Source organism: Actinocorallia aurea (assembly GCF_054783995.1).
Genome location: NZ_BAAGPQ010000020.1, coordinates 49,900 through 73,189 on the forward strand (window position 1 = coordinate 49,900; position 23,290 = coordinate 73,189).

Below are 23,290 nucleotides of genomic sequence, written 5' to 3' on the forward strand. Positions count from 1 at the left end.
CCACTCAGTGGGTACGGCGCTTCACCGCCACCTCGCGCACGGCGAGAATTCCGGCATGACCCGGACAGAAAAAGTGAAGGCCGCCATAGTCGGTCCCGGAAACATCGGCACGGATCTGCTCGCCAAACTGCAGCGCAGTTCTGTGATCGAGGTGGCCTACGTTGTCGGAGTGGTGGAGTCCGAGGGGCTTCAGAGGGCACGCGACCGTGGTGTCGCGGCGTCCTCGGAAGGCGTCGACTGGCTGCTGCACCAGGACCCGCTCCCGGAACTCGTGTTCGAGGCGACCTCCGCGAAGGCGCATCTCGCCAACGCCCCGCGCTTCGCCGAGGCCGGCATCCAGGCGGTGGACCTGACACCCGCGCATCTCGGTCCGATGGTCGCCCCGCCGGTGAACGGTGCCGCCCACCTGGCATCGCCGAACGTCTCGATGATCACCTGCGGCGGCCAGGCTACGATCCCGATCGTGCACGCGGTCTCCCGGGTGACGCCCGTGCCCTATGCGGAGATCGTCGCCTCGGTGGCGTCCCGGGGCGCGGGACCGGGAACCCGCGCGAACATCGACGAGTTCACCGAGACCACCGCGCGGGCCGTCGAGCAGGTCGGCGGCGCCGCCCGCGGCAAGGCGATCATCATTCTCAACCCGGTCGAACCGCCGATGATCATGCGGGACACCGTCTTCTGCGCGATCGGCCCCGACGCGGACCACGCTGCGGTCGCCGCGTCGATCCACGCGATGGTCGCCGACGTGCAGGAGTACGTCCCGGGGTACTCGCTGCGGGCCGAGCCCCAATTCGATGATCCGCGGGCCGAATGGGACGGCAACGGCAGAGTCGCCGTCTTCCTGGAGGTCAAGGGCAACGGAGACTACCTGCCGCCTTGGGCGGGGAACCTCGACATCATGACGGCCGCCGCGGCACGCGTCGGCGAGCTGATCGCGACGGCCAGGCTGGCCGGGGCCGAGAAGACGGGAGCGGGCGCATGAGCAGGCCGGAAGTACGCCACGACGTGCGGATCGTAGACACCAGCCTGCGCGATGGCAGCCATGCCATGGCGCACCGCTTCACCGAGACCCAGGTCCGCGACACCGTTCGCGTGCTGGATCGGGCCGGCGTCGAGATCATCGAGGTCGCGCACGGAGACGGCGTCGGGGGCTCCTCGTTCAACTACGGGTTCTCCGCCGTCGACGAGATGAAGCTCATCGCGGCAGCACGGGAAGAGGTGACCGCGGCCCGGATCGCGGTGCTCCTGGTCCCCGGCATCGGCACGGTCCAGGACCTCCGGCGGGCGCGCGACGCAGGGGCCGAGATGGTCCGGGTCGCGACGCACTGCACGGAGGCCGACGTCTCCCCGCAGCACTTCGGCGCGGCCCGCGACCTTGGTATGGAGACGGCGGGCTTCCTCATGATGGCGCATCGCACCTCGCCGGAGGAACTCGCGGCGCAGGCTCGGATCATGGTCGACGCGGGATGCCAGTGCGTCTACGTCACCGACTCCGCCGGCGCCCTGCTCATGGCCGACGCCAAAGCCCGCTTCGACGCGCTGGTGGCCGAGGTCGGTGATGAGGCGCTGGTGGGCTACCACGGTCACCAGAACCTCGGTCTGGGCATCGCCAACTCGGTCCTGGCCTACGAGGCGGGAGTGCTGTCCATCGACGGATCGCTGTGCGCCCTCGGCGCGGGCGCGGGGAACTCGCCGACCGAGGTTCTCGCTGCGGTCTTCGACCGCATGGGCGTCTCCACCGGCCTGGACGTCTCCGCCCTGCTCGACGCCGCGGAGGAGGTCGTCCGCCCCTACCTCCAGCGCTGGCCCAAGATGGACCGCAACGCCGTCGTCCAGGGGTGGGCGGGCGTGTACTCCTCGTTCCTCCTCCACGCCGAACGCGCCGGCGAGCGCTACAAGGTCCCCGCCCACGAGATCCTCCGCCGCTGCGGCGAACTCGGCTTCGTCGGCGGCCAGGAGGACATGATCATCGACGTCGCCCTCCAGTTGGCCGCCGAACGCGACGCCTCCTGACGACCCCAGAGCCCGGACGCATACCGTCCGGGCTCTCAGGCCCATGCCGCAACGCCCGAACAAGCCAGGTCAGTTCGAGGAGCCCACGGTCCAGGGCACCGGGACGACGTCCCCGTACCACCGGTCGAGCTTCGACACGTCCTCCACGGCTCCGTTGTAGCCGACCCAATGCAGAAGGGAGAGACCGAGCCACTGAGTGATCGCCAGCCAGCAGTCCCGGAGCAGCTTCCCGTGCCGGTACACCTCGTCGGGATCCTTGGGATGCGTCAGCATATGGCGCACCTCGGCCACCGCTCCCGGCGCATCAGTGTTGTGCAATCGAGCGAACGCTGCCATCGAGGGCAGGTGATCGGGGACGGCAAACGGGATCCGTGCCCTTCCGAGCAGCCGGCGCATTCTCCAGGCGGCCTTCTTGCCGTCGACCTTCGAGGCGTCCATTGCGTCCTCGTGAACCAGGCGAATGGCCGACTCTGGGATTCGACCATTCTTCCCAGACCGTGCTTCCGTCCGTGCGGCGACCCCCATAGGTGACGCCGACCTCCCGGCCTGCGAGGAATGAGAGGGAGAGCTGGAACGCCGACATGACTTCGGTGGCCGACTGCTGGTCGAACAAGGCGCCGTCAGAACGTCGGACACGCAGGGCGTGCGTTCTGGCGAAACCTCCCGCCCTCTTCAGCGTCTTGAGCGTCTCTGAGATGTCCGGGCGGCCATCGAGCACGACGTCCCACCCGTCCACCGTCCACGCCGTTCGTCCGCACCATGCTCGTGACCGTTCAGCCCACTCCGCGGCAAGGGGCTCACCGAACGCGTCCGTGAAGTTGATGACATGGCCTTCGACGTGTTCGCACCATTCCTGATCGTCTCCGACGAGTGTGCGTGACTCCAGCCACCACGTGATGTCCGTGCCATAGACGGCTGATCAACGAAGGGTCGGGCGCGGTGATGGTGATTTTGACCTGATTGAGCGGCAGCCACTCCTTCGTGGCGAGAATCGAGACCCGTTCACCGAGCGCGGGAACGAATCCCGGGCCTTCGTACGGTGTCGCCTCAGCACTATGGATCCGGCTCTCGGCAAGCCAGGGAAGAGGGTCACTCGTTGTCATGCACGGCATCGTCGACGACGAAGGGCGCCCTCCGCACCCGATTCTGGAACGGGGGAGGGGCGAACGCTCGTTCTCCGGTCCTTCCCCGGATTCCGAGGAAGGACCGTCGTGGGATTGCTATCCTTCGGGGCGCTTCACCCCGTCCTTCTTGCCGAAGTAGGCCTCGCGCAGGACCGAGAGGTCGTCGATCTCGTCCTTGCGCGCGCTGAACAGCACTCGTCCCATGTCGAGTACGACCACGTGATCGGCCACGCGGACGGAGGCCTCCAAGGCCTGCTCGACCAGGAGGACGCCGATTCCGTGCTCGGTGAGCCGAGCGACCTGCTGCATCACTTCTCCCATGACGACGGGTGCGAGGCCGCCGGAGGGCTCGTCGAGGAGCAGGACCTTCGGCTGTGCCATGAGAGCTTGCCCGATGGCCAGCATCTGCTGCTGCCCACCGGAGAGGCTGCCCGCGGGCAAGCCCCTTTTGTCGCCGAGCACGGGGAAGATCTCGTAGATCCGCCCGGCCTCGGCGCGCAGCGCCGAACGGTTCATGCGGCGCGTGTACCCGCCGAGGATGATGTTCTGCTCGACGGTCTGCTTGCGGAAGACCCGTTTGCCCTCCTGCACGTAGCCCAGGCCCTCGCGGACACGCCGGTGGACCGAGGTCCCCGTCACGTCCTGCCCGCCCAGCTCCACGGAGCCGGCGACCGCCCTGTTGAGGCCCGTGATGGCCCGTAGCGTGCTGGTCTTGCCCGCGCCGTTGCGGCCGAGGAGCACGGTCAGTGCACCTGGCCACACGTCGATGCTGACGTCCCACACGACCCGCAGGTCGCCGTACCCGGTTCCGAGATTGCGCGCCCGCAGGATGGGATCGCCGGCCGGCTCGACCGTCATGACTCCTCCTCCATGGTCTTGCGGTTCGTCGAGGCACCGGTGAGAGCCGCGTCGTGGCTTCCCTCCCATGAGGTGTCGCTCCCGAGGTACTCGCTGAGCACCCGCGGGTGCTCAGCGATCTCCGACGGTGGGCCCTGGGCGATGACGCGGCCGTGTGCCAGGACGACGATGTCGTCGGCCAGGTCGAGCACGAGCCGGAAGTTGTGCTCGACGAGCACGATGGTGCCGCCCGCCTCGCGTATCCGTCGGATGAGCTCGGCCAGCCGGGCGATCTCGTCCTCGTCCAGGCCTGAGGCCGCCTCGTCCAGGAGCAGCACGCCCGGACCGCCCACCAGCGCTCGCGCGACCTCCAGCAGGCGCCGCATTCCCAGAGGAAGGGACACCGCCTCGGTGTCGCGCAGATGGTCCATACCGACGAGAGCGAGCATGCGCACGGCCTCGTCCCGGTCGGCGCGGCTGACCCGGCGGTAGCGCGGCAGCCGAAGGATCGCCGACACGAGGGATGCCCGGTCACCGGAGTACCGGCCGGAGGCAACGGCTTCGAGGACCGTGATCCCCTCCGGGATGTTCGGCGTCTGGAACGTCCGGGCGACGCCCGCGCGCGCGACCCGGTGCGGTGTGGCGCCGCGCAGCGGCGCGCCGTCCAGGACGACGCGGCCGGAGTCGATCCGGTAGAACCCGGAGACCAGGTTGAGCAGCGTCGTCTTGCCGGAGCCGTTCGGCCCGATGAGCGCGGCGACCCGGCCGGGGATCGCCTGGAAGCTCACGTCGTCGAGAGCCTGGTTGCCGCCGAACGCCTTGCGGACGTTGTCGACGGAGAGGTTCACTCCGTGGATCCGAGGCAGGTCCGCGGGGTCCCTGGGCTCCGGCGGTTCCTTCAGCCCGGCCATCCGGTCGAGGCGGTCCACCGCTCTGCGTGCCAGCGCGGCGAGACCACCCCGCAGGAGAACGCCGCCCGCGATGAGGAAGACGCCGATGAAGACCATGGCGTACTGCTGGAAGTGCGAGGACTGGTTCGGTCCGGCCTGGATGACGGCCGCTCCGACGGCCGCCCCGTAGACGCTCGTCGGTCCGCCGAGGATCGAGGCGGCGAGGATGGTCGTGGCGAGGGCGAACCCGAACGCCTCCGCGGAGACGTAGAGGTCGAGGTTGGCGAACAGGACGCCGGCCAGCCCCGCGGGCAGGGAGCCGAGAGCGTACGCGAGGAGCTTCATGCGAAGGACCGAGATCCCCATGGACGCGGCCAGGACCGGACTCTGCCTGAGGACGCGCAGAGCCACGCCGTGCCGCGAGACCACGATGTTCCGCATCACCACGAACCAGCCGATCAGGACCGCCGCGATGACGTATGCGAAGGCTTCGGAGTCGAGTGGACTGCCGAAGAACGTCGCGGAGGGGATGCCTGCGAGCCCGTTCCGTCCGCCCGTGTGCTCGTCGAAGATGGCGACGATGTCGGGGATGAGAAGGATGAGAAAGAAGGAGGTCATCGCCAGCGACAGGCTGCCCAGGCGCAGGCCCACGATTCCCGTCACCAGGCCCAGGAGCACCACGACCAGGCCGGCGGTGACGAGCTGGACCAGGATGTCGGTCCAGCCGGCCACGGCGAGGAGCCCGGCCGTGTAGGCGCCGGCGGCGTACATCGCCGCCTGGCCGAGCGCCAGTTCGCCGGCATAACCGAGGCTGAGGTTCAAGCCGCTGACCAGCAGCGCGAGAATGCAGGCCAGCTGGATCTGCCGTGACACCGAATAGTCGAGGCCGAGCGCCGGAAGCATCAGCAGGACGACGCCCAGGACGAGAGGAAGAGCCCAAGAGGGGAGGGATCTCAGCTTCCGCCAGAAGGCCTGCATCAGACCGTCCTTTCCTGGGCGCGGACGAACAGGCCCGACGGCTTGGCGAGCAGGATGACCACGAGCACGACGAAGACGGAGATCAGGGCGTACTCGCTGCCCAGGTAGCGTGCCGCGACCGCTTCGACCATGCCGACCGCCAGCCCGCCCACGAGCGTGCCGGGCATCGAGCCGAACCCGCCGATGGCGACGACGACGAATCCCTTGAGCGCGAGAGAGGCGCCGAGCGTGGCCACCGCGAACGTCTTGGGACCGACGAAGGCGCCGAGCAGCCCGGCGAACGCCCCTGAGGCCGCGAACGCCCAGAACGCCAGTCGGCGGACGTTGATCCCGCGCAGCATCGCGGCTTCGCGGTCCTCGGCCATGGCCAATAGCGCCAGTCCCGTCACGAGTCGGCGGCTCAGCAGGGTGAAGAGCACGACGGCGCCGACCGCGATCGCCGCGAGGAAGAGCTCGACGGGGTAGACCCGGCCGCCGAGCAGGCCGAGCACCTGGTCGCCGCCGAAGAACGGTACGGACAGCGGCTGGGTGCCCCAGATGAGCTGCGTGAGGCCGTTGAGCAGAACGGCGGCGCCAAGGGTGGTCACCAGCAGGGCCGAGGGGTCGTGGACCGGGCGGATCGCCACCCGTTCCTCGATCGACGCGATGATCATGACCGAGACCGTGGCGAGGAGGATCGCCACGACCGCCGGCAGACGCAGTGTCACCAGCCCGGTGTAGGCCACGAACGTGCCCACCATCATGAGCTGCGCCTGCGCGAAGTTGAACGTGTTGGAGGAGATGAAGACGATGTTGTAGCCGATGGCGACCAGTGCGTACACCGCACCGAGCGCCAGACCACCCCAGAAGATCGTCATGCTGCGGACCTTCGTTTCCGCCCGGACGACCGGGCCTGCCGACCGCTCCGGCGCCGGACCGGCGCCGGAGCGGGGATGATCACCGGTACTGGCCGTTCTCGACTTCGGAGGGCGCGATGAACGCGAACTCGTCGGCGGTGAGGTTGGCCCCGTGGGACGTGGCGCTGAAGGCGTACTTCTTGAGGATGGCGACCTCGGCGCCGCTGAGGACCGCGGGGTCCTCCAGCGCGCTGGCCAGCGCCTCGGGGTCGTCGGCGTCGCCGACCTTCTCCGCCGCCGCGGCGATGAGCGGCAGGGCGTCGTAGTTGGTGGCCACGAGCAGGGTCGCCTTGATCTCGCCCTCCGCGGCCATGGACGTGATCACGTCGTTGACGAGCTGGTCGTCCGGGTTCTTGACAGAGGACTTCAGGACCATGACGGAGAGGTTCTTCACCTGGGAGGTGCCGAGGATCCCGGAGGGCGGGGGCGTCGAGACCAGGCCGGTCGCGGCGACCGTGCCGTCGCCGACGACCGGCACGTCCCATCCCAGCTTCTCGATGCCCTTGAGCAGATAGCCCACAGGCGCCCCGTAGCCGTTCATGAGGAGCACGTCGGGCTTCTTCGCCTGGATCGACTGGAGCTGAGGGGTCATGTCGAGGGCCGCGACATCGTACTCCTGGTTGTCCACGACCGTGATTCCCTTGGCCTCCAGGGCCTCGGTGACCGCGGTGCCGAACGTGACGCCGTTGGCCGTGCTGCTGTGGATGATCCCGGCGGACTTGTACCCCTTCTCCGTGAAGTAGGGGAGGAGGCCGTTGATGTAGTCGGCGGGTGCCGTGGTCAGGTCGAAGTTCAGCGGATAGGCCTTCGGGTCGGACGAGTCCGGAGTCGCGGCCACGTTGAAGGAGAGGATCTTGTTCTGCTTCAGCACGGGCAAGGTCGCCGCCGACACCGTGGAGGGTCCTCCGTTGAGCACCGCGTCGGGCTTGTCCTTCGCGATCGCCTCGCGGATCTTGGTGAGGGCGGTGGTCGGGTTGCCCTCGTCGTCCACCACGGTGATCTCGATCTGGCGACCGGCGACGCCGCCGGCCGCGTTCACCCGTGCGGCACCCGCCTTGGCGGCGAGCACCGCGGTGGCGGCGTTGTCCGCCAGGACGCCCTGGGCGCTGAGCCCGGCCGTCATCAGCACCCGATAGGGGTTCTCCCCTCCGTCCCCGCCGTCGGCAGAGCCCCCTCCGCACCCTGCCAGAACGACTACTGAGCTCAAGACGACCGAAGCCGTCACACCGAAACGCCGCGCCATCGACAACCTCCCACTGCGTACCAGCACAAACGCTGGTAACAAACATTTGTTTGGGACAGTAGGTGGTGTGTGTCACACGAGTCAAGACTCGTCACGAAGAAGGAAGTTGCAGGTCAGCGGGGGTCGTCGATGGGACGCGTCGCGGCGACATATGCGGAGTACCGGGTCAGGGCATGCCGAACGACATGACCGTCGGTCATGTGAGGCCCCGCCGCCTGGGTGCAGGTTCTCGTCGTACGCGGCTCTACGGCTCGTCAGTGGATCAGTGCGGCTGTCCCCGCGGGGGTCAGACGAGGGTGCGGAAGACGAAGAAGCCCGGGGTGTGATCCTCGCGCAGGCGGGTGAGGTTGCGGTAGCTGATCAGCCATCGGCCATCGACCCGGCGGTACTCCTCGTGGTAGTGCCCGTAGCCGTGCAGGTGTTCCTCGGTCGCGCCGTTGGTCCACCACAGGTGGTCTTCCATGGCCCAGATACCGCGGGCGGTGGTGTCGGAGGTCAGCTCGATCCGCGGCATGTGGCCGTGGTGGACGGAGGTGACGGGGACGGGCCCGTCGAGGAGCCGTCGGATGGTCGCGGTGACGTTGTCACGGCCGACGACGCGGTGGCGGTCGGAGTCCACCGGAGAAGGGGTCTCTCCGGGAAGGCGGCCGAAGGTGTCGCTGACGACGTCGTCGGTGTGGAGGGTCGGATAGATGTGCCATTCCTTGGCGTCCATGCATCGGAGCCGTTCGGCGAAGACGCCCTTGATCTCCTCGATGGCCAGCAGCCTTTCCACTGCGGTCGACATGCGGTTTCCTCCTCGCGGTCTTGGTCGAGCCGAGTCTCGGGCAGAGCCGGGAACCGGACCACCGGCCTCCCGTTCATCGGGACTGCGGGAGGCCTTGGGGACGGCAGCGCGGTTACGGTCGCCTGCGTTGCCTTGAGGAGGAGAAGCCGATGCGGATGGGGATCGTGAGTCCGGTGGTGACCCGGGTGCCGGGCTCGCACGGACCGTGGGAGCCGTCGGCGGGGATCGAGGACCTGGCGCGGATCGCGCGGACCGCCGACGAGCTGGGATTCGACCATCTGACGTGCAGTGAGCACGTCGCCGTCCCGGCGGCCGACGCGAAGGTGCGCGGTGGGGTGTACTGGGACCCGCTCGCGACCTTCGGATACCTGGCCGCACACACTGAGCGGATCCGGTTCGCCACCCACGTGCTGGTGCTCGGCTACCACCACCCCTTGGAGATCGCGAAGCGCTACGGGACGCTCGACCGCGTGTGCGGCGGCCGATTGGTACTCGGCCTCGGTGTGGGCAGCCTGGCCGAGGAGTTCTCCCTGCTCGGTGCGGAGTTCGCCGACCGGGGCCGCCGTGCCGACGACGCCCTGGCCGCGCTGCGCGTCGCCCTGTCGGAGCGCGAGCCGGAGTACCACGGCGAGTTCTACGCCTTCGACGGCCTGGTCGTGGAGCCGCACGCCGTCCAGCCGCGGGTGCCGCTGTGGATCGGAGGGCGTACCCCGCGCTCCCTGCGCCGTGCCCTGCTGCACGGTGACGGCTGGGTGCCGTTCGGCTTGGCACCGGGCGAGCTCGCGCGGATGCTGGCGGACGTCGATCTGCCCCCGGATTTCGAGGTGGTCCTTCCTGCGGGAGTGCTTGATCCGATGGCCTCTCCGGAGGCGGTCGAGGACTCCCTGGAAGAGCTGCGTTCCGCCGGGGCCACGGTCGCCGACGTTCGCCTCACGGCCGAATCGGCTGATCACTACCGTGAGCAGCTCGGCGCCCTCGCCGCGATCAAGGCGAAACTCGATGGACCTCTCCGGACGGGCACGAACGAGCCTCTGGCCGGCTGAGTGGTGTGGGCGAGGGTGCCCGGGCTCGGGGCCCGGGCACCTGCGCCCTCCGGGAGAGTGGAGTCAGCGGGTCGCGGCGTGCTTGACCGCGGTGTAGGCGAAGGCGATGGCGGGGCCGATGGTGGCGCCGGCCCCGGCGTACTCGTTGCCCATGACGGAGGCCGAGACGTTCCCCGTGGCGTAGAGGCCGTCGATGACGGTGCCGTCGCGGTGCAGGACACGGCCGTGCTCGTCGGTCAGGAGGCCGCCCTTGGTCCCGAGGTCGCCGGCCTCGATACGGACGGCGTAGTACGGGCCGTCGCCGATCACGTCGAGGTTGGGGTTGGGCAGCGTCGGGTCGCCGTAGTAGTTGTCGTAGCGGCTGTCGCCGCGGCCGAAGTCCTCGTCGCGGGTGTGCCGGGCGAAGCCGTTGAAGCGTTCGACGGTGGCCTTCAGGTTGTCCGCGGGGACGTCGATGCCTTCGGCGAGTTCCGTCAGAGTGGAGGCCCGGATGACGAGTCCGGAGCCGTACCAGTCCTTCGGGAAAGGCTGGCCGGGGAGGATCCCGGCGAACTGGTAGCGCGAGCGGGCCTTGGCGTCGAAGATCTCCCAGGCGGGGATGTGGCCGCCCTCGAGCTGCGCGTGCACGAAGTTGACGTAGGGGGCCGCCTCATTGGTGAACCGGCGCCCCTGACCGTTGACGATGACCATGCCGGGGATGCAGCGCTCGGTGACCAGGGGGAAGATGCTCCCGTCCGGCTTCTTGATGGACGGCATCCACCACGCGTCGTCCATCAGATCCAGGGAAGCGCCGATCTCGGCCCCGATGCGGATGCCGTCGCCGACGTTCGCGGCAGCCCCCGCGCTGTAGTCCGGCCGGCCTCCCTCGGGTAGGTGCTCCTTGCGCATCTCGGCGTTGTGGTCGAAGCCCCCCGTGGCGATCACGACGCCGCGACGCGCGCGTACGCGCAGGTCCTTGCCGGCGCGGCGGACCACCGCGCCGGTCACTTCGCCGTCCTCGACGATCAGCTCGGTGATCGGTGACTCCAGCCACAGCGGGATGCCCAGGTCCCTCATGGTCAGGCGAAGGCGGACCGCGAGTGAGGCGCCGAGTGACTTCATGTGCCGGCGGCGGAAGAGGTTGCTGACGACCCGCCAGGCCGCGACGCGGATCATCCACTTGCCGGCCCAGGTCCGCTTGACGAGCATGAGGTGCCTTCCCTCCGAGCCGGTGAACCACAGGCCCATGGGGGTGGGCAGGCTCGCCGGGAGCAGGCGGTGCTCGTCTTCCTTCAGTAGCTTGGCGTCGATCGGCACGGGCTCGATGGTGCGGCCCCTCGGGCGCCCGCCGGGCAGTTCGGGGTGGTAGTCGGAGTAGTCGGGGCACCAGGTGAAGTCCATGTGGCGGCTCACCCGGTACAGCATCTCCAGCGCCTCCGGTCCTCGCTCGACGTAGGCGTCCAGCCGGTCGGCCGCGACGCGGTCACCGACCACCGCGTCGAGGTAGCGACGGACCTCGGCGGGATCGTCACCGCGGCCGATGGCCTTCAAGGTGGGGTTGTTCGGCATCCAGATCCCGCCACCCGACAGCGCCGTCGACCCACCGAAGTGAGCGGCCTTCTCCACGAGGAGGGCGGAAAGGCCCGCGTCCTGCGCGGCGATCGCAGCGGTCATGCCACCGGCACCGCTGCCGGCGACGAGCACGTCGACCTCGTGGTCCCAGGTGGCGGGGGTGGGGCTCATGGGGAACTCCTGTCGTACGGGCTGACGGCCCGGGTGGGGATGCGCTCCGCAATCCGCCGACGGGCGTCACGGGTTCTGCGATTGTCGGCGGCTGCGCGACGACTGGGCAGAGGTGTTCCCGCTCAGCGGGACGGGTGCTGGCTCTTCTGACGGAAGAATGAAGTCGGGACGGGAGATCCCGGGCAACGAACGGGTCCGGGACTTCAGAACCAGTCGGTCAGCCGCGGCCACGTGGCCCAGGCATCGAGCATTCCCGCCGGCCAGTCACCTGGAGACGGGACTTCGCCTTCCCGGCGGGCCGACTTCGGCGCGGCGAGTCCGGCGGCGCGCCAGATGCGCAGTGCGCCCTGCTGGACGGCGGGGGCGAGCTGGGCGAAGTTGAGGCCTCGGATCGGCCCGCAGACCGACAGCGCGGCGACCGCCGGCCCCGGACCGCGCACCGCCGCGGCGACGCACCCGACGCCGCGCACCGCTTCCTCGCGGTCGAAGGCCACGCCGCGCTCGCGCACCCTCTGGAGCTCGCGCAGGAACTGCGATCGATCGGTGATGGTGAACGGAGTGCGGGCTCGCAGGCCCCCCGAGAGGACGTCCTTGAGCACGCTCTCGTCGGCGTAGGCGAGGATCGCCTTCCCGACGCCCGTGCAGTGCGCCGGCGCCCTGCCCCCGATGCGCGAAGGCAACTCCACTGCCGCCGAGCTCCCGATCTTCTCCAGGTACACGATCTCCGTGCCGTCGAGGACCGCGAGATGGACCACCTGGCGGCTGGACGCGTGGAGCCGCCGCATCACCGGGACGGCGGCGGCGTGCAGCGAATCCTGTTGGAGGGCGAGAGATCCCAGCTCCAGCATCCGGATGCCCAGGTGGTAGTCGTTGCCCTCGCGGGCGAGCCACCTGACGGCCACGAGCTGATCGAGGATGCGGTGGGCGGACGAGCGGGGGATCCCGGTGCGCTGCACCACCTGGGCGAGGGTCAGGCGGGCGGCGCCGTCGAACGCGTCGAGGACCCGGACCACCCGTTCGATCATCGATACCGGGATGCCGTCGAGGTCGTCAGCCATGCTCGAATGTTCCGCTCAGTGGGAGATCAAAGGGGGCGGGATGTGACTGAGGATACATACGTTCGGCATGGGACGGCGTGCGATCGAGCTGCCGGGCGCCCCGGCGGCCACCGGGGCGCCCGAGTGTCACGCTGAGAGCGCGGCTTCGATCAGGTCGGCCATCGCGGCCATTCCGGCGGTGTTGGGATGCGCGGGAGAGCTGCCCCCGAGTGAGGGCTCGGTCCAGCGGACGGCCGGGCCCTTGCAGGCATCGTGTCCGGTGCTCGCGGCGTAGGGATCGACGCCGATCGCTCCGTTGGCCTCCGCTCGTTGGGTGATCATGGTGTTGAGCGCCTTCTGCTTGGCGGCGAGCCACGGTACGTCGCCCGCAGCAAAGGGCAGCGCCGGCCAGCAGCCTCCGGAGTCCGGCACGATGCGCAGGTAACCGGTCAGCACGATGCGGGCGTGGGGCGAGCGCGTGCGGATCTGCTGCACCGCCTGGTCGAGCTTGGGCGCGAGGGCCGCGATCTTCTGGTCGATGGCGTCGACCCCTCCGGGGGAGTGCCACCTCTGACAGGGGTTGCCCCACCACTCGCCGAAGGTGAGGAGCGCGCAGGTGGTGAAGACGTCGATGAAACCGACGTCGTTCCCACCGATCGTCAGCGTGACGAGGTCGGTGCTCGTCGTGAGCGCGTCGAGCTGGGGCGGAACTCCTTCCTTCTGGGATGAGGTGAGGGCCGCCGTCGTCGCGCCACCGCAGGTGGCGTCGGTGAACACGGCAGGATCGAGGGACGCCGCGAGCTGGTGGGCGTAGTTGTGGTCCGAGCGCTCACACTCGGGAGCCACCTGGGTGGGGATTCCGGGGCCGGAGGCGTAGGAGTCACCGAGCGCCACGTACTCCTGCACGGGAGCCGCGGCCGCGGCTGAGGTCGGGGCGGTGAGGAGCAGAACGGCGAAGGCCGCCAGGACAAGCCGAACGAGGGTCAAGGGATCTCCTCAGGGGGTGGGAGGGAAGGCCCAGGGCACTGAACTTCACGCGCGTTCGACCGGACGATAGGCCGGGTGGACGGACGGGTCAACACTAAAACCAAGTATCAGTGGGTTTTAGAAAGCCCGCCGGTCAAGGGCGGAAGGCCTCTCGAAGGGCCTGTGCGAACCGGCCCAGTAGATGTCCCAAGGTCGCCACGTCGCTTTCCGGCCAGTCCCGCATGACCTCGTCCAGCATCTCGACGCTCGTGCGGTTGATGAGGTCGGCCGTCTCGTGGCCGGACCGTGTCAGGCGGATCGAGACGGCTCGAAGATCGGCCGCGTCCGTGGAGCGCTCGACGAGGCCGGCCGTGGTCATGCGCGCCAGGACCTTGCTGACGTTCGACGCGCTGGTCCGCGTCGCCTCGGCGAGATGGGACGGCCGGGCCGCCCCGCCGGATCGCTGCAGCTCCAGAAGCAGTGTCATCGAGGCCGCGTCGAGGTCGATCGCCGCGCGTTCGAGAATGCGATCGGCCATGCCGACGGCGGCCCAGCGACCGACTATCAGGCTGAACGCTTCGAGGACTTCCGGTAGGCCCCCGGTCGGGCCCTGCCGCGAACTCATGGGGACGGAGTCCTTCCCAACGGGCGGACCGCGTGCTTATGCTGTCGCACCGACATTGTTTCCAAGCGACGGTATCCGGGCCGGGTGTCCCACGGGTGCCGCCTTGGGCCTGGTGTCGGGCATCCCCGAAGCCTACCGACGCGAGGCCCAGCCCGTCGCGTCGGCCGGCGCGCCACGAACAGCCGCCATCCAACGAAACGGCTCGGCCCGTGTCGGGCCTTACCAAACAAACATTTGATCGATGACGGTGCCGGTGCGCGACTCAGCGTCCCTCGCCGACGCGCCCACCGTCGCGAACCACCCCGGGAGAATCCGTGAAAGCCGAGTACCCCTTCGGTCCGGTCACCGCGTCGGAAGCGCAGGAGATCATGCGCGCGATCCGCGACGACCGCCCGATGACGCGTGTGACCTTCGCCGTCGGCGGCGACGCCTGGCTCGTGCACCGCCACGCCGTGTGCAAGGAGATGCTGGAGAACCGGATCTTCGTCCGTAAGCCCTTCATGGACGGGCGACCGGTGCCCTACGGGTTCGAGTTCCCCGAGTTCCTCACCAAGACCGTGCAGTTCATGGACCCGCCGGACCACACCCGCGTCCGCAAGCTCGTCGCCAAGGCGTTCACGCAGCGCCGGGTCGAGAAGCTGCGGGCCTCCACCCGGGAGTTTGCCGAGACCCTGGTCGACGCGATGACCGCGGACGGCGCGACCTCGGCCAACCTCGTCGAGTCCTACATGCTGCCGCTCCCGATCCGGGTCCTCGGCGATCTCCTGGGCGTGCCCGACGAAGGCCGCAAGAACTTCGTCGAGTGGAGCCACGCGCTCATGGCGACCTCCGGGCTGGAGGAGGCCAAGGTCGTCGAGCACACCACGTCCCTCTACGTCTACCTGGCCGAGCTCATGGCCGCACGCCGTGCCGACCCGAAGGACGACCTGCTCAGCGCCCTGGCCCTCGCCAAGGAGGCCGACGACGCGCTCCGCGACGACGAGATCGTGCAGATCGCGATGCTCCTCGTCATCGGCGGGTTCGACAACACCGCGAACTTCATCGGGCAGGGCGTGCTCGCGCTGCTGCACAACCCCGCCCAGCGCGCCGTGCTCGCCGAGGACTTCGACGGCAGGATCGGCGCCGCGGTCGACGAGCTCCTCCGGCACAGCGCCATGGAGATGGGCCGTCCCATCACCGCGCGGCCCGGTCTCGTGCCGTTCGTCGCGTCCGCCGACACCGAACTGGCGGGCCAGCCGATCAAGGCGGGCGAGGCCGTCATGGTCGACCTGGACTCGGCCAACCACGATGGCGCGGCGTTCGAGGATCCCGCCGCCTTCGACCTGCGGCGCTCCCACAACCAGCACCTCACCTTCAGCCACGGCCTGCACCGCTGCCTCGGCGCTCCGCTGGCCACGATGGAACTCCAGGTCGGCATCGCCACCCTGTTCCGGCGTCTGCCGTCCCTGGACCTCGCGGGCGATCCCGTCTACCTCCAGGGCGTGCTCACCGGCGGGATGACCGATTTCCCGGTGCGCTGGTGACGGCGCGGGCCGCGAACCGGCCCGCGCCACACGACGAGGAGGGCCGACCCGCCGCACCGTGCGGGCCGGCCCTCCTCGTCTCGGTCGTTCTGCCGGCAGCGGTCAGCCGTTCCCCGGCGGGGTCTCTGCGGGAACACCGACGACGGACTCCCGATGGTCCAGGACGACGCGCAGCGACCGGAACACCGCATGCTCCGGGCCGCGCACGGCGGTTCCCGTGACCACTCCGGAGGCGATGGGCACCGGTACACCGCCCTGGGTCTTCGTCACCAGCATGTACGACCGGAACGCGACGGCTCCGCCGTCCTCGGCTCCAGTGAAATGGACGTTCGTGGCGAGGTGCCGCATCGGGAAGGGGCTGTGCCTCCGGTGCCCGGCCTGCCAGGCCGTCACGGCTTCGGCTCCCCGGACGTCGCAGCGGATCGCGGACTCGTACGGCGCGTCACCGCTGTCGCTGTGTGAGACATAGTGCACGTCCTCGTCCAGCAGGCCGCGAAGCTCCGGGTAGTCGGCGTGGTCGTATGCGAACCACCAGCGCCCGATCAGGGCGGCGACCTCGGGTTCGCTCAGCTCGCGGGGCCGGAGATCGGCACCGTCGTCATGCATGGGTTCTCCTCTCGTGGTGCGGGCTCCCCGCGTCCCGGACGCGGGGCAGGGCCACGCTAGGAGAAGCCATCGTCATCCGGCGGGCCCGTCCCGCTCAGTGAACGAGAGTGCCGGCAGAGAGGCGAAGACCACTTGCCGCGATAGCTCCCGTTCAGTGGGAAGCGCTGTGGCAGGCGGCTTCTCGGGCGCTTAGCTTCTGCCGGGGGAGACGCACCTCACAAGCGATCCCCCGGCGGAGCCCCGGACCGCCAGGACACCCGGATCGCCACACCCCACGACCTTGGAGTCAGTTGTGACCACCCCACAGACCGCCGGTCTCGACGAAGTCCGCGTGATCGAGGCCGCGGCGCCCCCGACCCGGTACGCCCGCGGCTGGCACTGCCTCGGGCTCCTGAAGGAGTTCAACGACGGAAAGCCACACGCCGTCCAGGCCTTCGGCACCAAGCTCGTCGTGTTCGCCGGAGCCGATGGCAAGATCAACGTTCTGAACGCCTACTGCCCGCACATGGGCGGAGACCTCTCCCAGGGCGAGGTGAAGGGCGACGAGGTCGCCTGTCCGTTCCATGACTGGCGCTGGGGCGGCGACGGCAGGTGCAAGAGCATCCCGTACGCGCGCCGTGTTCCGCCGCGGGCCCGCACCAGGGCCTGGGAGGTGCTGGAGCGCAACGCCCAGCTCTACGTCTGGCACGACCCGCAGGGCAACCCGCCGCCCGCGGAGGTGACGATCCCGGAGATCCCGCAGGCGTCCTCCCCGGAGTGGACGACGTTCACCTGGAACCGCCTGCTCGTCGAGGGCTCGCACTGCCGGGAGATCGTGGACAACGTCGTGGACATGGCGCACTTCTTTTACATCCACTACTCGTTCCCGACGTACTTCAAGAACGTCTTCGAGGACCACGTCGCCTGGCAGTACATGAACGGCAAGTCCCGCCCCGACGTGGACCTGGGCACCGGCACCTCCGACGACAAGCTGTCGATCTCCGAAGCCGCCTACTTCGGCCCCTCCTACATGATCAACCCGCTCAAGAGCGTCGCCGGCGACGTCACGCGCGAGAGCCTGCTCATCAACTGCCACTACCCGGTGAGCCCGACGAGCTTCATGCTCCAGTGGGGCGTCACCGTCCGCAGGCCGGAGGGCATGTCGGACGAGCACGCCGCCGCGTACTCCCAGGCGGTAGCCAAGGCCGTCGAGGCCGGCTTCCTCCAGGACATCGAGATCTGGAAGAACAAGGCCAAGATCGACAACCCGCTGCTGTGCGAGGAGGACGGTCCGGTCTACCAGCTCCGCCGCTGGTATGAGCAGTTCTACGTGGACGTCGAGGACATCGCGCCGGAGATGACCCGCCGCTTCGAGTTCGAGATCGACACCGAGCGGGCCAACGGGTTCTGGCAGCGCGAGGTCCACGAGAACCTGTCCGCGGGCAAGGTCGTGACCGTCACGGCCAAGGGCTGACCGTGTACCCGGTCTCCTGCCGGTACTGCGGCCTCACCGTCGAGGTGAAGAAGAACAGCCTCGCCCACACCGAGATCCAGTGGACCACCGACACGGGCGAGTGCGTCGAACTGGAGAGCGGCTCTCCCCTCTCCGTGCTGCGCAGCCTGCGGCCCACCTGCCGCCTTCTCCGCGACAGCGTGGAAGCGGCCGTTCGTGACGGTGCGATCCCCGTCGGCGAGGGGACAGAAGAGAACGACCCCGCCGGCACGCGGAACAGCGGCGCGGACGGGACGAAGGAAAGCAAGGAGCGAGTGAGTTGACCCCGCCCACCGTGCGCACATTGCGCGTCATCGACGTCGTCGAGGAGACGGCTGACGCGTGCTCCCTGGTCCTGGAGGTGCCCGGCAAACTCCGCGAGGAGTTCGCCTACCGCCCCGGCCAGTTCCTCACTCTGCGCGTCCCAGGCGCGGAGGGGGCGGGCAGCGCGCGCTGCTACTCGCTGGCGAGCGCCCCGGGCCTGGACACCGACCTGAAGGTCACCGTGAAGAGGGTGGCCGGTGGCTTCGGATCCAACCGCATCTGCGATGAGGTGCGTCCGGGATCGACCATCGACGTCCTGCCCCCGGGCGGGGTCTTCGGTCCCACCACATTGGAGTCGGATCTGCTCCTGTTCGCCGGTGGCAGCGGCATCACGCCGGTGATCTCGGTCATCAAGGCGGTGCTCGCACGACCGCGGGGGACGGCGGTGCTCGTCTACGCGAACCGCGACGAGTCATCCGTGATCTTCGCGGAGGAGTTGCGGGATCTCGTGCGCGCTCACCCCGAGCGGCTCCAGGTCGTCCATGTGCTCGAGAGCGTGCAGGGGCTCCCGACCGTCGAGTTCCTCTCCGGACTCGCCGCTCCGCACGTGAGCCGCGACGAGACCCTCATCTGCGGTCCGGAGCCGTTCATGGAGGCGGCGGCCTTGGCGTTGACCGCGCTCGGGGTGCCCAAGGAGAAGATCGTGACGGAGAAGTTCACCTCGTTGCAGGGCGACCCCTTCGCTGAACCGGAACCCCTTCCCGGCGAGGCGGGCAGCGGGCCGGCCACCAGGCTGGCGGTCACGCTGAACGGAAACGTCCACGAGTTCGCCTGGCCCGCCCAGACCAAGCTGCTCGACCTGTTGCTCGCCCAAGGGCTCAGGGCACCCTACTCATGCGGAGAGGGCCACTGCGCGGCATGCTCGTGCCAGGTGGTGAGCGGCGAGGTGAAGATGCTGGTCAACGACATCCTGGAGGACGAGGATCTCGAGGAGGGCTGGGTTCTCGGCTGCCAGGCCGTTCCGGTCACGGACAGCGTCGAGATCTCGTTCGACTAGGGTCGGCCGCGTCAGAACCAGTCGGTCAGGCGGGGCCACATCGACCACGAGTCGAGTGCGCCCAGAGGCCAGTCGCCCTGGCCTTCGTGGCGCACGGCCGGGGCACCGCCGGTCGCCGCCCAGACCCGGGCGGCCGTGGCCCTGACGGCGGAGACGAGCGGCACCAGATCGGTGCGCCTGGCCGGGACGCACACCGAGAGGGCCGCGACCGGTGCTCCCGGGCCGCGCACGGGCGCGGCGACGCACGCCAGACCACGGCGAGACTCCTCGCGGTCGAAAGCAGCGCCGCGCTCGCGCGCCTGCTGGAGTTCGGCGGTCAGCCGTGCGCCGTCGGTGATGGAGAAGGAGGTACGCGCTCGCAACCCGTGGGCGATGGCCTCCTTCACCGCCTCTTCGCTCGCGTAGGCGAGCAACACTTTTCCGGCCGCCGTGCAGTGGGCGGCGATCCTGCCCTCCGTCGGCCTCACCGCGCGCGGATCGGCGGGCACGCCCAGCAGTTCCAGCGTGACCAGGTCGGCGCCGTCGAGCACCGAGAGGCGGACGGCGTGACCCGTCGCGGCGTGCAGTTCGCGCATCAGCGGGAGCGCCGCCTGCCGGACGGCGTTCTGGTGCTGTGCCCGCGCCCCCAACTCGGCCATGCGCAGACCCAGGCGGTAGCGGTCCTCCTGTCGGGCGACCCAGCCGACGGAGACGAGCTGGTCGAGGATGCGGTGGACGGAGCTGCGAGGAAGGCCGCACCGGCGCGCGATCTGGGTGAGGGTCAGGGGAGCGGGACCGTCGAAGGCGTCGAAGACGAGGATCATGCGATCGATCACCGAGGTGGACGCGGGTCTGTCCGGACCACTCATACCGTCATCACCGTGCGTTCGCTGGGCCTCACGCGGGCCTAGCATACAGAGTCCAACGTCAGAGCTCGTGCGGAGGGAACGCCGGTGACGGACGATGCTGTTGTCGGACGGCTGAGCCATGTCCTGCCCGCACTGCGGGAGAGCTCGGTCGAGGCCGATCGGATCAAGGAGATCCCGCGCTCCTCGATCGACCTGCTTTCCGACGCGGGTGTCTTCCGCATGCTGGTGCCCCGCCGTTACGGCGGGCTCGAGACCGATCCCGTCGCCTTCTTCGAGACGGTCCGGGCCGTGTCGTCCGCGTGTGGATCGACCGGCTGGCTCGCCGGTTGGTTCGCCGTCCACGCCTGGCATCTCGCGCTTTTCCCCGCCGAGGCGCAGGAGGAGGTCTGGAGGGAAGGTCCGGACGTGCTGGTCTCCGCCGCGTACGGCGCGACGGGGCACGTCGTGGAGGTCGCCGGCGGGTACCGCCTGCAAGGGCGGTGGAGCTGGGCCACGGGGTGCGGGCACTCCTCATGGGTCCTGCTGGGAGGCATGATCGCGGCCGCGGACGGGGCCCCGGTGGATCTGGTGACCTTCCTCGTGCCCAGAGCCGACTTGAGGATCGAGCGGAACTGGGACACCGTCGGTCTGCGCGCGACGGCAAGCCATGATCTCGTGGCCACCGACGTTTTCGTTCCGGCCGTGCGGGCGCTCAGCTACGCGCCCTGTCTGCGGTGCGCCACCCCCGGCCAGGAGGTGAACCAGGGCCCGCTCTACCGGATGCCGTTGCCCTCCATGTTCGCGGCCGCGACGGCGGCGCCGGTGGTGGGTATGGCCGAAGGCGCCTACGCGATGCTCGTCGGATGGATGCGCAGCCGGCTCGGCATGGCGTGGGGAGGCCTGTCCGTCGGCGCGGACGACTTCAGCAACGCCCGGCTCGCCGCGGCCAGCGCGGACCTGGACGCTTCGTCGCTCCAGATCATCCGGGACCTGAGCGAACTCTACGAACGGGCCAGGGCGGACGAGCCGATCCCCGCGGACATGCGTCGGCGGATCCGCCGCGACCAGGTCGTGGCCACACAGCGCGCCGCCGCCGCCATAGATCAGATGTTCGAACACTCCGGTGGTGAGGTGGTGCGCCTCGGCCACCCGGTCGAGCAGGCCTGGCGCAATATCCACACCACCCAGGCCTTCGCCCTGAACGACCTCGATCGGACGCTCGCCATGTACGGCGCCGGAGAACTGGCCGTGGACACCCACCCGCCCATGGTGTGAGCCCGGGCGCCACGGCCCGGGCTCGGCGTCAGCTCCCGAATCCGATGGTTCCGCCTCGCAGGACGGTCCGCCCCGCGACCTCGACCGAGAAAGCCGCCGCACGTCCGGAGCGCGAGGCGCCGACCTCGAGGACGTCTCCCGGGATGACCGGAGCCGTGAACCGCACACCGATCTCGCGCAGGTCCGCCGGATGCTCGTCCATCGCACGCGCGAGGCCGACCCCTGCGGCGGCCATCGTGCACAGCCCGTGGAGGATCGGCCGGTCCATGCCGGCCGCGCGGGCCGCTTCCGGGTCCACGTGCAGCGCGTGCTTGTCGCCGCAGAGCCGGTACAGAACGGCCTGCTCGGGGAAGGTCGGCACCGAAGTCCGCAGATCGTCCCCGGGCCCGTCGGGGGAGGAGGCGGCCGAAGGGCCGCGCTCGCCACCGAACCCGCCGCGCCCCGGGGCGAAGAGAGACCAGGTGGCGGTGAAATAGGGGGACTCCACCTCGACTTCGAACACCGCCGCGGTCCCCTTGTCCCAGACCGCCGCGACCCTGGCGCTCAGCGTCGTCTCCCCGCGCGGAGGCAGCGGGGCTGCGACCTCCAGGCGCTGGGCCCCGTGCAGGGTGGTGCCGACGTCGAAGGCGCCGAGGCCGCCGAGCGCGTCGGGCGCCCACTGGGCCAAGGTCAGACCGAACGTCGGCAGGACGCGCAGGCGACGTTCATAGACGAGGTCGAGTTCCTCGGCCTGGGCGCCGACGGCCAGCGCATAGAGGACCGCGTCGCGCTCGGTCCAAGTGACCGTGCGCTCGCCCAGGTGCCGCCCCGCCCAGGCTCCGGCGGACTCGTCCGTGCCGGGAGGCCGGGCGCTCCCGTCGATCATGACAGGCGCTCCACGATGAGGGCCATGCCCTGGCCGCCGGCGGCGCACATGGTGACGGCGCCGTAGCGGCCGTCGTGGCGGCGGAGGCCGTTGACGAGGGTGGTGGTGAGGCGGGCGCCGGTCATGCCGAAGGGGTGGCCGAGGGCGATGGCGCCGCCGTGGACGTTGACCTTGTCCTCGTCGAGGCCGAGGTCGTCGATGGTGGGCAGGACCTGGGCGGCGAAGGCCTCGTTGATCTCGATCAGGTCGAGGTCGGCCGCGGTGATCCCGGCGCGGGCGAGGGCCTGGCGCATCGCGTCGACGGGTCCGAGGCCCATGATCTCCGGGGAGAGCGCGGAGACCCCGGTGGAGACGAGCCGGGCCAGCGGCGTCAGCCCCAGCTCCGCGGCCTTGCGGTCGGACACGACGACGAGGGCGGCGGCCCCGTCGTTGAGGGGGCAGCAGTTCCCGGCGGTGACGGTCCCGTCCGGCCGGAAGACCGGCTTGAGCCCGGCGACGGAGTCAGCGGTGACCCCGGCGCGCGGGCAGTCGTCACGCGCGACGACGGAGCCGTCCGGCAGCGTCACGGGCGTGATGTCGAGGTCGAAGAACCCGTCGGCGAGGGCCTTCTCGGCGAGGTGCTGGCTGCGGACCCCGAACGCGTCCTGCCGCTCGCGGCTGATCCCGCGGACCTGCGCGACGTTCTCGGCGGTCTGCCCCATCGCGAGGTACGGATCGGGCAGCAGGCCCTCCGCGCGCGGGTCCGTCCACACCGGGACGCCGGCGCCGGTCCGACCGGCGCTGCGGGCTTCGGCCTCCGCGTAGCGCGGGTGGTGGGTGCCCTCAGCGCCATCGGACTTGCCGTGGGAGTAGCGGGACACGCACTCGACCCCGGCCGACACGAACGCGTCGCCCTCGCCGGACCGGATCGCGTGCAGCGCCATCCGCGTGGTCTGCACGCTGGAGGCGCAGTACCGCTGCACTACCGTGCCCGGCACCCCGTCGAGCCCGAGCGCGATCGCGGTCTGCCGCGCGATGTTGTAGCCCTGCTCTCCGGCGGGCTGCGCGCAGCCGACCATCAGGTCGTCCAGCGACGCAGGGTCGAGCGCGGGGACCTGAGCGAGGGCCGCGGCGACGATCTGGGTGAGCAGGTCGTCCGGCCGCAGGTCCTTCAGCGACCCCTTGTAGGCCCGCCCGATGGGCGAGCGGGCCGTTGCGACGATGACGGCTTCTGGCATCAAAACCTCCGTGTGGGGGGAACC

General features: G+C 69.8%; 22 protein-coding genes. 8 read left to right on the forward strand and 14 right to left on the reverse strand.

All coding sequences use genetic code 11. From position 1 onward, the window contains the following. Nucleotides 1-55: 55 nt before the first annotated feature. Together ACYVOM_RS24265 and dmpG are read left to right on the forward strand one after the other, a co-directional pair. Nucleotides 56-982, forward strand: coding sequence for an acetaldehyde dehydrogenase (acetylating) (locus ACYVOM_RS24265; RefSeq protein ID WP_460305783.1), 927 nt, complete (start codon nucleotides 56-58; stop codon nucleotides 980-982). Then, on the forward strand, nucleotides 979-2,013 hold the full coding sequence (gene dmpG / locus ACYVOM_RS24270) for a 4-hydroxy-2-oxovalerate aldolase (RefSeq protein ID WP_460305784.1): 1,035 nt from the start codon (nucleotides 979-981) through the stop codon (nucleotides 2,011-2,013). Before ACYVOM_RS24265 ends, dmpG begins: the two co-directional genes overlap by 4 nt. 69 nt (nucleotides 2,014-2,082) lie before the next feature. On the opposite strand, the gene ACYVOM_RS24275 is transcribed toward dmpG, so the two are convergent. The 6 genes from ACYVOM_RS24275 to ACYVOM_RS24300 all read right to left on the reverse strand — a co-directional run bounded on the left by ACYVOM_RS24275 (nucleotide 2,083) and on the right by ACYVOM_RS24300 (nucleotide 8,768). Continuing rightward, nucleotides 2,083-2,451, reverse strand: a complete 369-nt coding sequence (locus ACYVOM_RS24275) for a hypothetical protein (RefSeq protein WP_460305785.1) — start codon at nucleotides 2,449-2,451, stop codon at nucleotides 2,083-2,085. Nucleotides 2,452-3,233: 782 nt separating this feature from the next. Further along, nucleotides 3,234-3,995 carry an ABC transporter ATP-binding protein gene (locus ACYVOM_RS24280; RefSeq protein WP_460305786.1) on the reverse strand — a complete coding sequence of 254 codons (762 nt, stop codon included), beginning with the start codon at nucleotides 3,993-3,995 and terminating at the stop codon, nucleotides 3,234-3,236. Next, nucleotides 3,992-5,842 (reverse strand): branched-chain amino acid ABC transporter ATP-binding protein/permease, encoded by a 1,851-nt coding sequence (locus ACYVOM_RS24285; RefSeq protein ID WP_460305787.1) that lies wholly within the window; start codon nucleotides 5,840-5,842, stop codon nucleotides 3,992-3,994. Before ACYVOM_RS24285 ends, ACYVOM_RS24280 begins: the two co-directional genes overlap by 4 nt. Beyond that, complete coding sequence (locus tag ACYVOM_RS24290) at nucleotides 5,842-6,699, reverse strand: branched-chain amino acid ABC transporter permease (RefSeq protein WP_460305788.1); 858 nt, start codon at nucleotides 6,697-6,699, stop codon at nucleotides 5,842-5,844. Before ACYVOM_RS24290 ends, ACYVOM_RS24285 begins: the two co-directional genes overlap by 1 nt. Before the next feature lie 79 nt (nucleotides 6,700-6,778). After that, entirely contained in the window at nucleotides 6,779-7,861 is a 1,083-nt protein-coding gene (locus ACYVOM_RS24295) for an ABC transporter substrate-binding protein (protein WP_460305789.1), read from the reverse strand. A gap of 406 nt (nucleotides 7,862-8,267) precedes the next feature. Next, nucleotides 8,268-8,768, reverse strand: coding sequence for a nuclear transport factor 2 family protein (locus ACYVOM_RS24300; RefSeq protein ID WP_460305790.1), 501 nt, complete (start codon nucleotides 8,766-8,768; stop codon nucleotides 8,268-8,270). Nucleotides 8,769-8,917: 149 nt separating this feature from the next. On the opposite strand from ACYVOM_RS24300, the gene ACYVOM_RS24305 reads away from it, so the two are divergent. Next, nucleotides 8,918-9,811, forward strand: a complete 894-nt coding sequence (locus tag ACYVOM_RS24305; protein ID WP_460305791.1) for an LLM class F420-dependent oxidoreductase — start codon at nucleotides 8,918-8,920, stop codon at nucleotides 9,809-9,811. A gap of 63 nt (nucleotides 9,812-9,874) precedes the next feature. On the opposite strand, the gene ACYVOM_RS24310 is transcribed toward ACYVOM_RS24305, so the two are convergent. From ACYVOM_RS24310 to ACYVOM_RS24325, 4 genes are all read right to left on the reverse strand, one after another. Further along, the gene (locus tag ACYVOM_RS24310) at nucleotides 9,875-11,533 is read right to left on the reverse strand and encodes an FAD-binding protein (protein ID WP_460305792.1); all 1,659 of its coding nucleotides are present in this window, start codon (nucleotides 11,531-11,533) and stop codon (nucleotides 9,875-9,877) included. Between the two features lie 203 nt (nucleotides 11,534-11,736). Next, complete coding sequence (locus tag ACYVOM_RS24315; protein WP_460305793.1) at nucleotides 11,737-12,591, reverse strand: IclR family transcriptional regulator; 855 nt, start codon at nucleotides 12,589-12,591, stop codon at nucleotides 11,737-11,739. 126 nt (nucleotides 12,592-12,717) lie between these two features. Beyond that, a complete protein-coding gene (locus ACYVOM_RS24320; protein ID WP_460305794.1) occupies nucleotides 12,718-13,557 on the reverse strand; it encodes an SGNH/GDSL hydrolase family protein in 840 nt (279 codons plus the stop codon). 133 nt (nucleotides 13,558-13,690) lie between these two features. Beyond that, nucleotides 13,691-14,161 (reverse strand): MarR family winged helix-turn-helix transcriptional regulator, encoded by a 471-nt coding sequence (locus tag ACYVOM_RS24325; protein WP_460305795.1) that lies wholly within the window; start codon nucleotides 14,159-14,161, stop codon nucleotides 13,691-13,693. A gap of 314 nt (nucleotides 14,162-14,475) precedes the next feature. Between ACYVOM_RS24325 and ACYVOM_RS24330 the strand changes: the two genes are divergently transcribed. Beyond that, entirely contained in the window at nucleotides 14,476-15,684 is a 1,209-nt protein-coding gene (locus ACYVOM_RS24330) for a cytochrome P450 (protein WP_460305796.1), read from the forward strand. 102 nt (nucleotides 15,685-15,786) lie between these two features. On the opposite strand, the gene ACYVOM_RS24335 is transcribed toward ACYVOM_RS24330, so the two are convergent. Further along, nucleotides 15,787-16,290, reverse strand: a complete 504-nt coding sequence (locus tag ACYVOM_RS24335; protein ID WP_460305797.1) for a nuclear transport factor 2 family protein — start codon at nucleotides 16,288-16,290, stop codon at nucleotides 15,787-15,789. Between the two features lie 292 nt (nucleotides 16,291-16,582). Here ACYVOM_RS24335 and ACYVOM_RS24340 point away from each other — a divergent pair, with 292 nt between their 5' ends. From ACYVOM_RS24340 to ACYVOM_RS24350, 3 genes are read left to right on the forward strand one after another with little or no spacing between them, the layout of a single operon-like run. After that, the gene (locus tag ACYVOM_RS24340) at nucleotides 16,583-17,743 is read left to right on the forward strand and encodes a Rieske 2Fe-2S domain-containing protein (RefSeq protein ID WP_460305798.1); all 1,161 of its coding nucleotides are present in this window, start codon (nucleotides 16,583-16,585) and stop codon (nucleotides 17,741-17,743) included. 2 nt (nucleotides 17,744-17,745) lie between these two features. Beyond that, nucleotides 17,746-18,045: a hypothetical protein gene (locus ACYVOM_RS24345; RefSeq protein WP_460305799.1), complete on the forward strand. Its 300-nt coding sequence runs from the start codon at nucleotides 17,746-17,748 to the stop codon at nucleotides 18,043-18,045. Beyond that, nucleotides 18,042-19,082 carry a 2Fe-2S iron-sulfur cluster-binding protein gene (locus ACYVOM_RS24350; RefSeq protein WP_460305800.1) on the forward strand — a complete coding sequence of 347 codons (1,041 nt, stop codon included), beginning with the start codon at nucleotides 18,042-18,044 and terminating at the stop codon, nucleotides 19,080-19,082. The genes ACYVOM_RS24345 and ACYVOM_RS24350 overlap by 4 nt, the downstream gene beginning before the upstream one ends. Before the next feature lie 11 nt (nucleotides 19,083-19,093). On the opposite strand, the gene ACYVOM_RS24355 is transcribed toward ACYVOM_RS24350, so the two are convergent. Next, the gene (locus ACYVOM_RS24355; protein WP_460305801.1) at nucleotides 19,094-19,897 is read right to left on the reverse strand and encodes an IclR family transcriptional regulator; all 804 of its coding nucleotides are present in this window, start codon (nucleotides 19,895-19,897) and stop codon (nucleotides 19,094-19,096) included. Nucleotides 19,898-20,014: 117 nt separating this feature from the next. On the opposite strand from ACYVOM_RS24355, the gene hsaA reads away from it, so the two are divergent. Continuing rightward, on the forward strand, nucleotides 20,015-21,184 hold the full coding sequence (gene hsaA, locus ACYVOM_RS24360) for a 3-hydroxy-9,10-secoandrosta-1,3,5(10)-triene-9,17-dione monooxygenase oxygenase subunit (protein ID WP_460305802.1): 1,170 nt from the start codon (nucleotides 20,015-20,017) through the stop codon (nucleotides 21,182-21,184). 28 nt (nucleotides 21,185-21,212) lie between these two features. Here hsaA and ACYVOM_RS24365 read toward each other — a convergent pair whose 3' ends face one another. Further along, nucleotides 21,213-22,049 carry a MaoC/PaaZ C-terminal domain-containing protein gene (locus tag ACYVOM_RS24365; protein WP_460305803.1) on the reverse strand — a complete coding sequence of 279 codons (837 nt, stop codon included), beginning with the start codon at nucleotides 22,047-22,049 and terminating at the stop codon, nucleotides 21,213-21,215. Then, nucleotides 22,046-23,266 (reverse strand): acetyl-CoA C-acetyltransferase, encoded by a 1,221-nt coding sequence (locus ACYVOM_RS24370; protein ID WP_460305804.1) that lies wholly within the window; start codon nucleotides 23,264-23,266, stop codon nucleotides 22,046-22,048. Before ACYVOM_RS24370 ends, ACYVOM_RS24365 begins: the two co-directional genes overlap by 4 nt. Nucleotides 23,267-23,290 lie beyond the last annotated feature (24 nt).